The organism is Microbacterium trichothecenolyticum, assembly GCF_041938625.1.
Lineage (GTDB): Bacteria > Actinomycetota > Actinomycetes > Actinomycetales > Microbacteriaceae > Microbacterium > Microbacterium trichothecenolyticum_D.
Window position 1 is genome coordinate 3,670,341 of sequence record NZ_CP169427.1, and the last position, 13,775, is coordinate 3,684,115.

Annotated in this window: 16 protein-coding genes; 9 read left to right on the forward strand and 7 right to left on the reverse strand. The window is 72.1% G+C overall.

Annotation, left to right across the window (positions count from 1 at the left end; genetic code table 11):
• Nucleotides 1-48: 48 nt before the first annotated feature.
• On the forward strand, nt 49-606 hold the full coding sequence (locus ACEYYH_RS17100; RefSeq protein ID WP_374975507.1) for a nucleoside phosphorylase: 558 nt from the start codon (nt 49-51) through the stop codon (nt 604-606).
• Nucleotides 607-663: 57 nt separating this feature from the next.
• On the opposite strand, the gene ACEYYH_RS17105 is transcribed toward ACEYYH_RS17100, so the two are convergent.
• Both ACEYYH_RS17105 and ACEYYH_RS17110 read right to left on the reverse strand, forming a co-directional pair.
• On the reverse strand, nt 664-3,672 hold the full coding sequence (locus ACEYYH_RS17105) for an AAA family ATPase (RefSeq protein WP_374975508.1): 3,009 nt from the start codon (nt 3,670-3,672) through the stop codon (nt 664-666).
• Nucleotides 3,669-4,817, reverse strand: coding sequence for an exonuclease SbcCD subunit D (locus ACEYYH_RS17110; protein ID WP_374975509.1), 1,149 nt, complete (start codon nt 4,815-4,817; stop codon nt 3,669-3,671). The genes ACEYYH_RS17105 and ACEYYH_RS17110 overlap by 4 nt, the downstream gene beginning before the upstream one ends.
• 110 nt (nt 4,818-4,927) lie before the next feature.
• Between ACEYYH_RS17110 and ACEYYH_RS17115 the strand changes: the two genes are divergently transcribed.
• From ACEYYH_RS17115 to ACEYYH_RS17130, 4 genes are all read left to right on the forward strand, one after another.
• Nucleotides 4,928-5,401 (forward strand): 8-oxo-dGTP diphosphatase, encoded by a 474-nt coding sequence (locus tag ACEYYH_RS17115; protein WP_374975510.1) that lies wholly within the window; start codon nt 4,928-4,930, stop codon nt 5,399-5,401.
• A gap of 89 nt (nt 5,402-5,490) precedes the next feature.
• Nucleotides 5,491-6,051 (forward strand): hypothetical protein, encoded by a 561-nt coding sequence (locus tag ACEYYH_RS17120; RefSeq protein WP_116195798.1) that lies wholly within the window; start codon nt 5,491-5,493, stop codon nt 6,049-6,051.
• A gap of 3 nt (nt 6,052-6,054) precedes the next feature.
• On the forward strand, nt 6,055-6,786 hold the full coding sequence (locus ACEYYH_RS17125) for an alpha/beta fold hydrolase (protein WP_374975511.1): 732 nt from the start codon (nt 6,055-6,057) through the stop codon (nt 6,784-6,786).
• 110 nt (nt 6,787-6,896) lie between these two features.
• Nucleotides 6,897-7,112 carry a hypothetical protein gene (locus ACEYYH_RS17130; RefSeq protein WP_374975512.1) on the forward strand — a complete coding sequence of 72 codons (216 nt, stop codon included), beginning with the start codon at nt 6,897-6,899 and terminating at the stop codon, nt 7,110-7,112.
• A 10-nt stretch (nt 7,113-7,122) separates the two neighbouring features.
• Here ACEYYH_RS17130 and ACEYYH_RS17135 read toward each other — a convergent pair whose 3' ends face one another.
• The 4 genes from ACEYYH_RS17135 to ACEYYH_RS17150 all read right to left on the reverse strand — a co-directional run bounded on the left by ACEYYH_RS17135 (nt 7,123) and on the right by ACEYYH_RS17150 (nt 8,863).
• Complete coding sequence (locus ACEYYH_RS17135; protein ID WP_374978252.1) at nt 7,123-7,569, reverse strand: DUF1622 domain-containing protein; 447 nt, start codon at nt 7,567-7,569, stop codon at nt 7,123-7,125.
• Nucleotides 7,570-7,625: 56 nt separating this feature from the next.
• Nucleotides 7,626-8,234: a hypothetical protein gene (locus ACEYYH_RS17140; protein WP_374975513.1), complete on the reverse strand. Its 609-nt coding sequence runs from the start codon at nt 8,232-8,234 to the stop codon at nt 7,626-7,628.
• Nucleotides 8,234-8,473: a hypothetical protein gene (locus tag ACEYYH_RS17145; RefSeq protein WP_374975514.1), complete on the reverse strand. Its 240-nt coding sequence runs from the start codon at nt 8,471-8,473 to the stop codon at nt 8,234-8,236. Before ACEYYH_RS17145 ends, ACEYYH_RS17140 begins: the two co-directional genes overlap by 1 nt.
• A gap of 96 nt (nt 8,474-8,569) precedes the next feature.
• Nucleotides 8,570-8,863, reverse strand: a complete 294-nt coding sequence (locus tag ACEYYH_RS17150) for a GNAT family N-acetyltransferase (protein WP_374975515.1) — start codon at nt 8,861-8,863, stop codon at nt 8,570-8,572.
• Nucleotides 8,864-9,382: 519 nt separating this feature from the next.
• On the opposite strand from ACEYYH_RS17150, the gene ACEYYH_RS17155 reads away from it, so the two are divergent.
• Nucleotides 9,383-10,186: a winged helix-turn-helix domain-containing protein gene (locus ACEYYH_RS17155; protein WP_374975516.1), complete on the forward strand. Its 804-nt coding sequence runs from the start codon at nt 9,383-9,385 to the stop codon at nt 10,184-10,186.
• A 51-nt stretch (nt 10,187-10,237) separates the two neighbouring features.
• Nucleotides 10,238-11,245 (forward strand): DNA-3-methyladenine glycosylase family protein, encoded by a 1,008-nt coding sequence (locus ACEYYH_RS17160; RefSeq protein ID WP_374975517.1) that lies wholly within the window; start codon nt 10,238-10,240, stop codon nt 11,243-11,245.
• 57 nt (nt 11,246-11,302) lie between these two features.
• Here ACEYYH_RS17160 and ACEYYH_RS17165 read toward each other — a convergent pair whose 3' ends face one another.
• Nucleotides 11,303-12,472, reverse strand: coding sequence for an RtcB family protein (locus tag ACEYYH_RS17165; RefSeq protein WP_374975518.1), 1,170 nt, complete (start codon nt 12,470-12,472; stop codon nt 11,303-11,305).
• Nucleotides 12,473-12,872: 400 nt separating this feature from the next.
• Here ACEYYH_RS17165 and ACEYYH_RS17170 point away from each other — a divergent pair, with 400 nt between their 5' ends.
• On the forward strand, nt 12,873-13,250 hold the full coding sequence (locus ACEYYH_RS17170) for an STAS/SEC14 domain-containing protein (RefSeq protein WP_374975519.1): 378 nt from the start codon (nt 12,873-12,875) through the stop codon (nt 13,248-13,250).
• 94 nt (nt 13,251-13,344) lie between these two features.
• Nucleotides 13,345-13,761, forward strand: coding sequence for a VOC family protein (locus ACEYYH_RS17175; RefSeq protein WP_374975520.1), 417 nt, complete (start codon nt 13,345-13,347; stop codon nt 13,759-13,761).
• The last annotated feature ends 14 nt before the right edge of the window (nt 13,762-13,775 follow it).

The window sequence follows — 13,775 nt, forward strand, 5'->3', positions numbered from 1 at the left end:
TCCACGGCGGGCCGGGCGCAAACGTGATAGGCGGGAGATGATGGGAGGGTGAGACTCCTCGTCGCCGCCCTCGCCTCCGAGCTCGTCGCCTTCCCCGACGACCTCGACGGATTCGACCGCCTCGTCACCGGCCCCGGCAAGCTGCAGGCGACCTACGCGCTCACCCGCGCCCTCGACGCGACCGCCTACGACGAGATCGTGGTGGTCGGCACCGCCGGCGCGATCGACGCGCGGCTCGAGGCATCCGTGTACGAGATCTCGGCCGCCCTGCAGCACGACGTCACCGACATCGACGGCATCGTCGGCCAGCACGTGTCACTGCCGGCGCGGGTCGAACTCGACGCCGAGGGTGTGACGATCGCGACCGGCGACCACTTCGTCGACGACTCCGAAGCGGTGGAGGTCATCCGCCCGCTCGGGGCAGGCCTCGTCGACATGGAGACGTACGCCTACATCTGGGTCGCACAGCGTTTCGGCATGCCGATCCGGGTGCTGAAGGCCGTGTCGGACCGCGCCCAGGACGGCGCGATCACCGACTGGCACGCCGCGGTGACCGCCTGCAGCCATCAGCTGCGCGACCGCATCCGCGCCGACTACGGCGTCTGACCCTGCTCCGCCATCCGTCTCGTCTCCGCGTCGAGATGTCGGACGTCGCCGCGCGCGTCAGGCGCGGACGTCGGCGTCCTGGCGGATGACGCTCGGGCCTGCCGCTGTCGCCTCGACAGCGAGCTGCGCCGGCAGCTGCTCCTTCATCGCGGCGACGTGGCTGATGACGCCCACGGTGCGCCCGCCCTGGCGCAGTTCGTCCAGTGTGCGCATCGCGAGGTCGAGCGTCTCCTCGTCGAGCGAGCCGAAGCCCTCGTCGACGAACAGGGTGTCGAGCCTGACCCCGCCCGCGCGGGCGGTCACGACCTCGGCGAGCCCGAGGGCCAGCGCGAGAGACGCGAGGAAGGTCTCGCCGCCCGAGAGCGACTGTGCCGGACGCGACTGGCCGGTGAAGGCGTCCATGATCTCGAGGCCGAGCCCCGACGCGGCGCCGCGGGCCGCCCGGGCGTCGGTGTGCTGCAGCCGGTAGCGGCCCGACGACATGTCGCTGAGCCGCAGGTTCGCGGCGGCCACGATCTCTTCGAGCTCGGCGGCGAGCACGAACGTCTCGAGGTCCATCTTCATCGTGTTGGGGGCGCGACCCGCGACGGTGTCGGCGAGACGGGCGATGGCGGCGGCATCCGCAGCCCGAGCGGCGACTCCGGCATACGCCTGATCGATCTGCATCGCGAGATCACGCAGACCTGCCACGAGCGTGCGCGCGTCGCTCTCGGCGCGCAGCGCCGCGGTGCGTGCGGTGTCCGCCGCCGCGAGCGCGTTCTGCGACTCCTCCGTGTGCACGGGTTCGGTGGGGGCGCCCGCGAGCTCGAGCTCGAGCTCGAGCATGCGCGCCCGCGCAGCGGCGAGCTGCGCGTCGTGCGCCGAGATCCGCTCGGCGAGCGCCTCCATCTCACGGGGTGCGATCAGCGCGGCGGTCACCTCGGCGGCATCGGCGAACACGGATGCCGCGACCCTGTCGTCGACGTCGGCCCGCGCCTGCGTGGCCAGCGTGGCTGCGCGCTGCGCGTCGGCGCGGGCGTCGACCGCGGCGCGGCCGGCGTCGCGGATCGAGGTGGCGTGCGCGACGCGGTCGGCGACGCTCGCGTGCTCGCCCCGGGCGGCCTCTACCGCCTCGCGGGCGGCGTTCACGCGCTCCTGCAGCGCCGCGATCCGGGTGCGCGCGTCGGCGAGCTGGTCGGCCAGCGTCGCACGCGACGTCTCGGCCTCGAGATCGAGCGCCGCGAGCCCGGTGCGCCGGGCGGCCAGCGCATCGCGGCGTTCCGCAGCCCGCTCGGCCGCTGCGAGGTCGTCGGCGGCGACGGCCAGCTGCTCGCGGAGCGGCTCCGCCCCCTCGCCGCCGGCGCGGGCGGCCACCGCGGCATGGCGCTCGCGCGCGCGCTTCGCCGCGTCGGAGGCGGCCCGCTCGTGATGGGAGGCCGCATCTCGCCGCGCTTCGGCCGCTGCGAGGATCTCGTCGGTCACCGGCTCATCGGCGGGTGTTGCAGGAGACGGGTGCGCCGTCGCACCGCACACCGCGCAGGGCTCCCCGTCCACGAGGGTGGTCGCGAGCTCCCCCGCATAGCCGTCGAGGCGGAGCTGCAGCAGCTCGGCGACGTTCGCGGCCGCCACGGCCGCCGCGGCGGCCGCATCGCGATGGCGGAGCTCGGCCTCCCGCTGCGCGTCGGCGAGCCCCTCGGCCTCGACGGCGGCGGCGAGGCGCGCGGCGATCTCGTCGTGGCGCGCCCGCGCGGGGTCGCGCCGGGAAGCAGCATCCCGATGGGCGTCGAGTTCGGCGTCGATGCGTTCGAGCTCGGCCGGCACCTGCGCCCGCTGCGCATCGAGGGCGACGATGTCGGCTTCGAGCCTCGCCGCGTCGGCCGCGGCAGCCGTCATCCGCGCTTCGCCGTCGGCGAGGGCGGCTTCCTGCGCGAGCGCCGCATTCCACACGGCGAGCTCGCCGGTCAGTCGCTCGACCACGGTGGTGAGATCGTCCGTCAGCGCGTCATCGGTGCCGGACACCGCGCGGACCCAGACCGCCTCGGCGGACGCGGCGAGTTCCGCCGCCGCTGCCGCGGCGCCGTCGGCTCGGCGAGCGGTCTCGAGCGGGGCGCGCAGCACCTCGGCCGAGCGCGCGCGGTCGAGTCGCCGGCGGTCGTCCGCGATCAGAGGGCCGGCCGCCTCGAGTCCGGCAAGCCGGTCCCGTGCACGACCGAGCTCGGCCTGCGCCTTCGCCAGCGCGACGCGTGCGCGGTGCGCGGCTTCCGCTGCCGCGCGGGCGTCATCCGCATCGACGCGTTCGCGCGTCAGCGTGTCGAGTCTGTACGACGCGCGCTTCTCTCCGAGCTCGACGGCCGCGCGTCGTGCGGCGAGATCGAGCTTCGTCGCGCCGTCGATCTCGTCGGCCGGCACCAGCTCCTGCGCCACGATCAGGCGCTCGGCCTGATCGAGCAACGTGCGTGCCCGCTCGCCCAGCGCATCGAGCTCGTGCTGCGCCGCCTTGCTGCGCTCACCCAGCTCGCGGGCGTACTCCTCGTATCGGCGCGTTCCGAACAGCGCCCGCAGCAGTGACTGGCGCTCCGTGCCGGAGGCGAGGAGGAACCTCGAGAACCGGTTCTGCGCCAGCAGGATCACCTGCTGGAACTGCTGCGCGTTGAGCCCGAGCACCTCGTCGAGGAACAGCCCGACGTCGCGGGGCTTGGCCGCCCGTCCGATCCACGCGCCGTCGACGCGCTCTTCGAGCTCGGCGCGCGTGGGCTCGGTGGTGAGCCCGCCGCCCCGGCGAGCAGGCCGTTGGTACTCCGGCGCGCGGGTGACACGCCAGCGACGATCGCCGACGGTGAACTCCAGACGCACCTCGGTGGGGTCCTCGGGTTCGCAGTGATCGCTGCGGAGGCGCTTGTCTCCCGTCTCGTAGCGGGGCACGCTGCCGTACAGCGCGAAGCAGACCCCGTCGAGGATGCTCGACTTGCCCGCGCCGGTGCGCCCGGCGATGAGGAAGATGCCGTCGTGCTCGAACGCCTCGAAGTCGACACTCTGCTTCTCACGGAACGGACCGAACCCGGTGAGCTCGAGGTGGTGCAGCCTCACGCGGTCGCCTCCACCCGCGCGCGCTGCGCGAGCAGCTCGCCGACGAGCTCCGCCTCGCGGGCCGACGCGCCCTCGCCCTCGCGCACGTGCGCGAGGAACGCGTCGACGAGCTCCGCGTCGTTGCGTGCAGCGCGCACACGCTCGGCGTAGGTGCGCACCTCGTCGGAGCGCGTCGCGAGGGGGGCGTGGCGGACCTCTGCGCAGAAGGGGAATCGCGTGAGCAGGCGCCGCATCGGATCCCGCTGCGGCAGCGGATCCGTGTACTCGGCGCGCACCCACTCGTGAGCATGGGCGGCGAACCGCTCGTCGGTGAGCAGCTCGTCGAGGGTCGCGGTCAGGGTTGTCAGGGCGCGCGGCACCGGAAGGGGCAGCCATTCGACCTCGCCGAGTCCGTCGGCGCCGAGCTCGACCAGCCACGACCCGCGCGGCTTGTGCCCCTCGTCGAAGCTGTAGTGCAGCGGGGCACCGGCGTAGCGCACGCGAGGCGAGAGCTGCTGGCGCCCGTGGATGTGCCCGAGCGCCATGTAGTCCACGCCATCGAAGGTCGGCAGCGGCACGATGTCGAGACCGCCCTGCTGGATGTCGCGCTCGAGGTGCGGCGTGGGTTCGACCCCCGCGGCGAAGCAGTGCGCGGCCGCGATCGTGCGTCCGCCTCGGGATGCAGCATCCGTCCGCACCAGATCCATGGCGTGAGCGAGCACGTCGGCCTGAGAGCGCACGCCCGGCCACACGCTGCGCAGCAGCACGGGCTCGAGATACGGGATGCCGTAGACATGGACGGGGCCGTGCTCGTCGTGGACGGTGATGGGGGTTCCGACGGCGGCCGGGTCGGTGATGACGTGGACTCCGTCTCGGAGAAGGCCCGATTGGAAGCCGAGCCGCGCGGCCGAGTCGTGGTTGCCGCTCGTGACGACCACGGTGGCGCCGGCGTCGGCGAGGCCGCGCAGCGCGTCGGTGAGCACCGTGTACGCCCCGGCGGCGGGGGTTGCGGAATCGAACACGTCGCCCGCGACGATCACCAGGTCGACGTGGCGCTCGGTCACCTGCGCGACGAGCGCCTCGAGCACACCGCGCAGCGCATCGAGCGTGGCGTGGCCGTGGAACGACCGCCCGATGTGCCAGTCCGAGGTGTGCAGGATCCGCATGCCAACACGGTACGTTCGGCCGCTGACATCGGCGGCGAGGCAGGCCGCGGACCCGCGAACCACCGGGGTTTCCGCGTCGCTGCGACGGGTGCGCCGCGTACCCTCGAGCCATGTCCTTGCCCGAGGTCTGCGTGGTGTTCCTGCTGCGCCGCGGGCCGAACGGCGTCGAGGTGCTGCTGGGCCGCAAGCACACCGGGCTCGGCCGCGGCAAAGTGGTCGGCATCTGCGGCTGGGTCGACCCGGGCGAGGGCGCCGGCGGGGCCGCAGCGCGCGAGGTTCTGCGGGAGGTCGGCGTGCGGGTCGAGGCATCCGATCTCCATGTCGCCGGCACCGTCGAGTACCACTTCCCCACCCGGCTGGCCTGGTCGCAGCAGGCGACCGTCTTCGTCTGCCGACGGTGGGAGGGCGAGCCGGTCGGGAGCGACGGGATGACGCCGCAGTGGTACGGCCTGGACGCCGTGCCGTACGCCCACATGTGGGACGACGCCTCGCGGTGGCTGCCGGGTGTGCTCCGCGGCGGCACCGTCGACGCGCGCTTCACGTTCGGCGCGGACCTCGCGACGGTCGTGTTCACGGCGGAGTGACGGTCCGCCGGCACCGCCGGGAGCGCGGGTCCGATGCTCCTCCGGCGGGGCACCCTCCCCTGCGCGCCCCTCCGGACGTATCGTGGAACATGGCGCACAACGCAGACACCGCTCCGCGATCGACCGTGGTGGCGCTCGTGGGAGCCGACAGCGACGAGCTGTTGACGGGCCTCGCCGATGTCCCGGCGCTCGTTGCGCTCTCACTCCGCGAGGCCGAGCCGGCCGTCGCCGCGCACCTCGTCGCCTCGGTCTCGATGCCCTACGTCGTCCACGACGCCGATCCGCTCGAACACGTCGCCTCGGCCTGGGTCGAGCTCTACGAGGAGCGCGCCACGCTCGGCTCGCTCGAGGCGGAGGTCGATGCCCTCCTGGCGCTGTTCTCGTCGGGCGAGGCGGTCATGCCCGACTACTACGTCGTCGCGGGCCCCGAGGCGATCGAGGGCACATGGCGCCACTGGTGGCTCGGCGCGCTCGCGCACCGCGCACCGTCGCGCGTGCTTCCGGTCGAGGCATCCGGCGCGGCGCTGCGAGCCCGGCTGCGTTCGCTTCCCGCGTCGCGTCCGTGGCCCGAGCCGTCCGCCTGGCTTCCCCGGGTGCAGTTCGACATCCCGGACCGGGTGGGGCTGCGCGATCAGCCGGGCGCCGCCTGATCCATGGCGGAAGTCGAGAGCTTCGCGCACGCCGGCGCGATCCTCGTGGCGGAGCGGCGCGGTCGCGGTGACCGCGTCTACGTGCTGATCCACGGCATCGGCATGGGCAGAAGCGTCTTCGCTGACCTGGGACGACATCTCGGCGATGGCGAGGTCGTCGCCGTTGACCTCCCCGGCTACGGCGAGGCTCCCGAGCCGCGGCGCGTGCTGACGATCGAACGCACGGCCGACCTCGTGGCCGCGTACCTCCGGGCGCGCGTGCGCACGCCCGCCGTCGTCATCGGCCACTCGATGGGCGCGCAGATCGCGCTGGAGGTCGCTGCGCGCCACCCCGCCGTCGTGGACCGCATCGTGCTCATCGGACCCACCGTCGACCCCTCCGCCCGGACGGCACCGCGTCAGCTGTGGCGGCTCCTCCGCGACATCGCCGTCGAGAGCCCGGTGGTGATCGCTCTCGGCGCGCGGGAGTACGTCCGTGCGGGGCCGCGGCTGCGTGCGAAGTTCCACGCGATGCTCAGGCATCGCCCCGAGGACGTGCTGCCGTGCGTGCGAGTGCCCGCGCTGGTGCTCCGCGGCGAGGACGACCTCGTGGCGCCGCAGGCGTGGTGCCGGCGGGTCGCGGACGCGCTGCCCGACGGGCGGCTGGCCGAAGTGGCCGGGCACGGTCACGAGACGATGATCCGCGATGCGGCACCCGCCGCGCGACTGATCCGCGAGTTCGCCCGACCGGAGTGAGAACCGCTCGCGACTGCCGCGTCCCGGCGAAATCCTGCCATCCCCGCCGTATCCGGCAATGTCGGAACCCCCGCGTAGGTTTCACACTGTCGGAACCAACGGAGGAAACCATGTTCGCTGTATACGCCGCCGAACAGCAGTACCGCCACGACACCTGGTCGCGAGATCGCGAGCACGCGATCCTCGCCTCCATCAAGGAACGGAGGGCCGCTGTCGCTTCGCGTCACCCGGCTCGCGTGATCGCCCGCCCGCAGCGCGTCGCGTGGGCTCGGCCGATCGGGCTGCATGTCGCGGAGAACGACCCCGCGGCCTGCGCCGTCGCGTAGCCGACGACGGTCAGGGCGTGCGCGGGTCCGCCTGAGCGGATCCGCGCGACGCGCCGGCGGCCTGCTGGGCCGCGCGATCCTTCGCCACCGCGTCACCGACCATCTGGCCGCCGCTGCGGAGCAGTGCGCGGCGCCACGGGAGGGTGCCGTCGATCTCGATCTGGATCGAGATCGACAGGATGGTGCGGATGAGCACGATGAGGCCGAGGACGGCCGCGTCCTCGAGTGACGGCTTCGAGGTGATCGTGCGGATGAGGTCTGCGGCGACCAGCACCTCGAGTCCCAGGAGGATCGCGGCGCCGAGGGTCGTGCGCAGCGTCGTGAACGCGACCTGACCGCCCTCATGACGGGCGAGCGACCGGGCGCCCAGCACGACCGCGATCACGAAGCCGACGATCATGGCGGCGGCGCCGATCGCCTCGAATCCGACGGCGACGGCGGTGAACACCTCCTCCATGTGCACGCGCCCAGCCTAGGGCCGGGCGCGCACACATGGACGGCCGAATCGCGGTGTCAGCCAGCCGTGCCGCGTCGCGGGTGCGCGGGGTCGTCGGTGTCGCCCACCGACACCTGTCGTGCGAGCTCCTCGATGTCGTTCTCCGGCAGCTCGATGCCCGACTGCGTGAGCCGCTGACGCAGCACGTGCGCGATCTCCTCCAGTGGCTCGGTGCCGACGTCCTGCCGGGTCTGCGCGACGATGCCCGCGACTTTGTCGACGTCGGACGCGTTGTTCTGCGCCATCGCCGGGAGCCGCTGCTCCTGCTCCGCGCCGAGAGCGCCGGGCGTGCGCTGGGCCTCACTCGCGGTCTGCGTGTCGCGGGCGCCGTCCTGACCGTGGTGGTCGATCCCGTCCTCCACGACCCCGATGCCGACGGCCTCGTGGCTCGGCGCGGGCGCTGCCGGAGCCGCGGGCTCGACGTCGCCCTCCCGTGCGGACGACGGGTCAGTCCACGCCGGCGCCTCCTGCGCGTCCGGGGCGGGCTCGCCCATGGTCGGGGCAGAATCGGAAGAGTCTTCGCGCACGGGTTCGCCGGGCGCGGGCGTCGACGCGGCGCCGGCCGCATCCTCGCGATCCGGGTAGTTGACACCCGGCTGCTCGTACTCGTTGCCTGTCGTGCTCATCAGGGCTGTTCCCCTCTCTCGCTGTCGGTCAGCATGTCGGGGTCGGCGCCCCGCCGGGCCGCCTCTCCCTCGACCGGGTCGTCCGGCTGCAGCGCCGTGTCTGTGAGCAGCTCGGATTCGGCCGCCTCTGCGCTGCGCTCGCGGGACTCCGTGTCGTCTACCGCATCCCGTCCGCCGGGCGGGTCGGCGTTGACGACGCCTTCGGGAAGCTTCTGGTCGTTCGACCCTTCGCGGTCCATCGCATGCTCCTCTCGTCAGCCTCCACCCTCCGACGAGCGGGCCGTCGGCGACATGGGGTTGACAAGGTGAGCCGACGGTGTCGGCGCGTTACTGCGTCACGGACGCTCGTTCAGGATGCCGCGGCGCGAGGGGTTCGCATCGAACCAGTCCGCGACGTACCAGCACACCGGGATGACCTTGCGATCGCCACGCTCCTCGAGCTCGTCCACGGCCCGCTCGACGAGCTCACCGGCGTACCCGTGCCCGCGGAAGGTGGGGATCGTGTAGGCACGCGTCATGGCGACGGTGCGGCCGTCGTCGCGATAGTCCAGTACGCTCACCAGGTCGTCGCCGCGATGGAGGGTATACCGCGAGGCGTCGGCCTCTTTCGTGAAGCGGAGCTCGGTCACGCCGACAGGCTACGCCCGCGGCGGCGGGGCCGGACGCGTCTTGGGGCATGTCGCAGTGATCGCTCAGGTGGGACTCGGTGTCACACCTCGTGGGACTGAGCAATCTGTCACATTCCGAAACGATCTGGGCCCAGAACCCGTGCGATTTGACGTTTTTGGACAAAGTCGGTAATAATCGGGCACATGACTGACAACGCGCTGTATCTGTCCGCCCGGGAGGCGAACAGGACTGCCGGCATGATGATGGCCGGCCGCATTGTCATGTGTTGTCGAATGTGCCACTAGCACGGTGACCCCCGCCGGACTCCTCCTCCGCTTCTGAACACGGATCGTACGGAGTCCCCCGAAGCACCGGGTTCGTGCGTCGATCACGCGCACCCGGACCCGCTTCGCACACCGCCCAACGTCGGGCACAGGCCCCCACCGGCCTCCGGCCTTTCTCGCCACCGACGACCAGGGCCGCAGCACATCATTCAACCCGGCTCCGCCATCCGGGTTCCTCCCGCAAGGACCATCATCATGTCGACAACCGCCCTCCTCGACCGTCCCGCCACCGCGGTTCCCCACGGGGCTACACCCCAAACCCCCGGTTCGCTGACGCGCACCCCCGTCCGCCACCTCCGCGCCGTGAATCACCCGGCGCCGGTCGAGGCACCGGCCGCACCGGCCGCACCGGCCCCGGAGCCCGCGCAGCCCGGCGGCCGCGCCCTTCCCGCGGGCACCGCGCCGCGCGGCTTCGCCCTCTACGTCGGAATCGACGAGGTCAAGGCCGCCGCCTCCGGCGTGAATCTCGGCGTGCTCGTCGACGCCCTCCGCCGCACGCTCGCCGAGCTGGCCCCGTCCGCTGAGACCTACGCCACCGTCGCCCTCGCGCCGGTGGGCTCGGGCGGGCGCGACGTCGACGTCGTGCGCCTCGCGCTGCACGAGCCGTCGGCCGTCGCCCGTACCAAGCAGGAGGAGCCCGAGGAGGAAGAGCCGGCTTCGGGCGGCGTGGTCGTCGACATCTCGCGCAAGCGCGTGCTCATCGACGGCGAATCGGCCGCCTTCACATTCAAGGAGTTCGAGCTGCTGCAGTACCTGGTGCTGCGCGAAGGCCGCACCATCGAGCGCACCGAGCTCGTGACCTCCCTCTGGCAGGGTGCGACCGATGACGACGCGCCGGGCGAGCGCACGATCGACGTGCACGTGCGTCGCCTGCGCGCCAAGCTCGGCCGCTACGAGGACATCGTCCGCACCGTGCGCGGCGTCGGCTACCGCTTCGACCGTCACGCCGACGTCGTCATCCGCTACGGCCACGGCACCCCGTCGCCCGACCGCTTCTGAGAGCCGCCGCTCCGGCCGCGATGTCGGAGGGCGGGGCGTAGGGTGGGCGGCATGACCACCTCGCTCTCGCGCATCCCCCGCACGAGGGATGCCGAGCGCTTCGGTCCGCGGGCGCAGACCCGCGATCCCTGGCCCGATCACGGCCGACCGGTCGAGACGGAGTACCGCCCGCGGCATCCGCTCGATCTCCGCCGCACCGTGCTGTACCAGCGACGCGGCGCCGGCGACCCGACGATGGCGGTCTCGGGCGCGGTCATCTGGCGGGTCAGCCGCACGCCGGCGGGCATCGCGACTCTCGCGATCCGCGAGACGCATCCCGGCGTGATCCGCGGCGCGGCCTGGGGTCCCGGCCGCGAGTGGGCGCTGGCACAGCTTCCCGCGCTGTGCGGTGCGGACGACGATGCCGGCGACTTCGATGCGTCGCAGCATCCGCTCATCGCCGACGCCCACCACCGCAACCCCGGCCTGCGCCTCTCGCGCACCGATCTCGTGTTCGATGCGCTCGTGAGCGCGATCTTCGAGCAGAAGGTCACCGGCATGCAGGCGTTCGGCGCGTGGCGACGCGTCGTCACCTGGTGCGGCGAGCGTGCTCCCGGCCCGACGCCGACACCGATGTTCGCGCCGCCGACCATCGACGGCTGGCAGCATGTGCCGTCGTGGGTCTGGCACCGCGCGGGGCTCGAACCTCCGCAGTCGAAGACCGTCGTGCGCGTCGCGCGCCGCGGCGACGCCATCGTGCGCAGCGTGCTCGCCGCCGAGCACGGCGAGGCTGTCGACCGCGTACTGATCAGCCAGTCCGGCATCGGTCCGTGGACCGCGGCCGAGACCCGCATCCGGGCACTCGGCGACCCCGACGCGGTCAGCGTCGGCGATTACCACGTGGCTCACGAGGTCGGCTATGCGCTGACCGGCCACCGGATGGACGACGATGGGATGCTGCGGCTCCTGGCCGCGTGGCCGGGTCAGCGTCAGCGCGTCATCCGCCTCATCGGGGCGAGCGGTGTGCGCGAGCCGCGCCGCGGCGCGCGCCTGCACCCCGAAGACCACCGCGACCGCTGACTCCGCGCCCGGCCGCGACCCGGCCGCGGGGTCGAGCGGCCGGGTCGCGCCATCCCTTCAGTCTCCCTTCACGTTGACGAGCTGCCGCAGCGTGTGCCGCACCGTGACCAGGTCGGCCGCGTCGGCCATGACCCGGTCGATCGGCTTGTACGCCTGCGGAATCTCGTCGATGAACGCGTCGGTGTCGCGGAACTCGATGCCCGTCATCGCCGCCCGCAGCTGCTCATGCGTGAACGCGCGGCGCGCCGCGGTCCGCGAGAACTCGCGACCCGCACCGTGCGGCGAGGAGTTCAGCGACAGTGGGTTTCCGAGACCCTCCACGACGTAGGATGCCGTCCCCATCGAGCCGGGGATGAGGCCCGGGCGACCCGCATCCGCCTGGATGGCGCCCTTTCGGGACACCCAGACCTGCTTGCCGAAGTGCCTCTCCGACTCCGTGAAGTTGTGGTGGCAGTTGATCCGCTCGTGCTCGATCACAGGCTCGCCCATGACCTCCGAGAGCTGGCGGGCCACGCGGTCCATCATCTCCTCACGATTGAGCAGAGCGAAGTGCTGTGCCCATCGCAGCTCTCGGATGTACGCCCGGAACTCGGGCGTGCCCTCGACGAGGTACGCGAGGTCGGGGTCGGGAAGCGCGATCCACCACTGCTTCGCCAGGCGCTGCGCGACGCCGATGTGGTGCGTGGCGATCTTGTTTCCGACCCCCCGCGAACCGGAGTGGAGGAACATCCACACGCGGTCGAGCTCATCGGCCGAGACCTCGATGAAGTGGTTGCCCGACCCCAGCGAGCCGAGCTGCAGCCGCCAGTGGCCGGCGTACCGCGTCGGGTCGAACTCGGCCTTCTGGGCGAGTTCCTCCAGCTCCGCGACCCGCGGCTCGGCGGTGGCGACCACTTTGCGGTTGTCACGCCCCGCCGAGAGGGGAACGGCCCGCTCGATCTGCTCGCGCAGCCGTGTGAGACCGCGCGCGACGAGCTGCTCCTTCGTGAACTGGGTGCGGACCGCGATCATGCCGCAGCCGATGTCGACCCCGACGGCGGCGGGCATGATGGCCCCGAGCGTCGGGATGACCGATCCGACGGTCGCGCCCTTTCCGAGATGGGCATCGGGCATGAGCGCCAGATGCGGGTGGATGAACGGCATGCGCGACGAGGTGCGGGCCTGCTCGACGGTCTTCTCGTCGATCAGACTCGCCCACGAGAGCAGCCGGTCTGTGAGCCTCTCCATGATTCCTTTCCTTGCGAGCTCACGCACCAGTGAGGGTGCGCGGGAGCGGACCGTCGGTTCGGAGCTCCCCGGCAAGGGAAACGCCCCGGACCTGTGCGGTGCGGGGCGTGGATCAGCGGATGCTGCTACACGGCCTACGCCGGAGGAGACGACTCGTATCGGTCACCGGGCTGCTGACCCAGGACCGCCTCGAAACGGAGTTCGCGCTCAGCGTTCATCCGTCGTCCTCTCGGCTCGCTCGTGAGGCCGCGCCGGTCGGCGCAGCCACGCCACGCTAGAGGACGGCGGCGTGCGGCGTCAAGTGAGGGCGACCGTCGGCGTCCGCAGTCGTCCGCGTCCGCGACCGTCGGCATCCGCGCGCCAGCGGCGCGAACGCGCGCCTGCGCGGAAGGATGGGGGGATGATCGAGTCTCTGCATGGCCTGCCGGACGGCGTCATCGGGTTCCGCGCCGTTGGAGCCATCGACGCATCGGACTACGTCGGGTCACTCGACCCGGCCATCGATGCGGCGATCGACGCCGGCCGCAAGGTCAATCTCGTCTACGTCCTCGGCGATGAGTTCGAGCGATATTCGCTCGGCGCGCTCTGGCAGGATGCGAAGCTCGAGGGCAAGCCGGCACATGTGTGGGGGCGGATCGCGCTCGTCACCGACCACAGCCTGATCGGCGAGGTGATCCATGGGATCGCATTCCTGTTCCCCTGCGAGCTGCGCATCTTCGCGGTATCGGCGCTCGACGACGCTATCGCGTGGGCCGCGGAGGGGCCGAAGGAGGCCTGACGCGCACCTTCTTGTGGATGTCGGAGGCCCCGACGACACTGGGACGCGCCACGCGGCCGGGCGCGGCAGCCACCATCCACTTCAGGAGTTCGACATGCCCAGCCTCAATCCCTACCTCTCCTTCCGGAATCAGGCCCGTGAAGCGATGACCTTCTACCAGAGCGTCTTCGGGGGCGACCTCGACATCTCGACATTCGGTCAGTTCGAGGGGATGGTGCAAGACCCCGCCGAGAACGACCTCGTCATGCACGCGCAGCTCACGAGCCCCGACGGCTTCGTCCTCATGGGCGCGGACACACCTGGCGGCATGACCTACGAGAAACCCGCGGGCATCTCGGTATCGGTGAGCGGTGACGATGAGGCCTCGCTGCAGGGCTTCTGGGACAAGCTCGCCGACGGCGGCACCATCACGATGCCGTACGACACCCCGCCGTGGGGCGGCAAGTTCGGCATGCTCACCGACCGCTTCGGCATCGACTGGATGGTCGCGGTCAACGCCCAGCAGGCGTGAGCCCGGCGTGAGCC

Coding starts and splice junctions, on each gene's coding strand:
- ACEYYH_RS17110 (WP_374975509.1), bottom strand. CDS start 4,817: ATGCGGATCCTGCACACCTCGGACTGGCACATCGGGCGGTCGTTCCAC.
- ACEYYH_RS17115 (WP_374975510.1), top strand. CDS start 4,928: ATGTCCTTGCCCGAGGTCTGCGTGGTGTTCCTGCTGCGCCGCGGGCCG.
- ACEYYH_RS17120 (WP_116195798.1), top strand. CDS start 5,491: ATGGCGCACAACGCAGACACCGCTCCGCGATCGACCGTGGTGGCGCTC.
- ACEYYH_RS17125 (WP_374975511.1), top strand. CDS start 6,055: ATGGCGGAAGTCGAGAGCTTCGCGCACGCCGGCGCGATCCTCGTGGCG.
- ACEYYH_RS17130 (WP_374975512.1), top strand. CDS start 6,897: ATGTTCGCTGTATACGCCGCCGAACAGCAGTACCGCCACGACACCTGG.
- ACEYYH_RS17135 (WP_374978252.1), bottom strand. CDS start 7,569: ATGGAGGAGGTGTTCACCGCCGTCGCCGTCGGATTCGAGGCGATCGGC.
- ACEYYH_RS17140 (WP_374975513.1), bottom strand. CDS start 8,234: ATGAGCACGACAGGCAACGAGTACGAGCAGCCGGGTGTCAACTACCCG.
- ACEYYH_RS17145 (WP_374975514.1), bottom strand. CDS start 8,473: ATGGACCGCGAAGGGTCGAACGACCAGAAGCTTCCCGAAGGCGTCGTC.
- ACEYYH_RS17155 (WP_374975516.1), top strand. CDS start 9,383: ATGTCGACAACCGCCCTCCTCGACCGTCCCGCCACCGCGGTTCCCCAC.
- ACEYYH_RS17160 (WP_374975517.1), top strand. CDS start 10,238: ATGACCACCTCGCTCTCGCGCATCCCCCGCACGAGGGATGCCGAGCGC.
- ACEYYH_RS17165 (WP_374975518.1), bottom strand. CDS start 12,472: ATGGAGAGGCTCACAGACCGGCTGCTCTCGTGGGCGAGTCTGATCGAC.
- ACEYYH_RS17170 (WP_374975519.1), top strand. CDS start 12,873: ATGATCGAGTCTCTGCATGGCCTGCCGGACGGCGTCATCGGGTTCCGC.
- ACEYYH_RS17175 (WP_374975520.1), top strand. CDS start 13,345: ATGCCCAGCCTCAATCCCTACCTCTCCTTCCGGAATCAGGCCCGTGAA.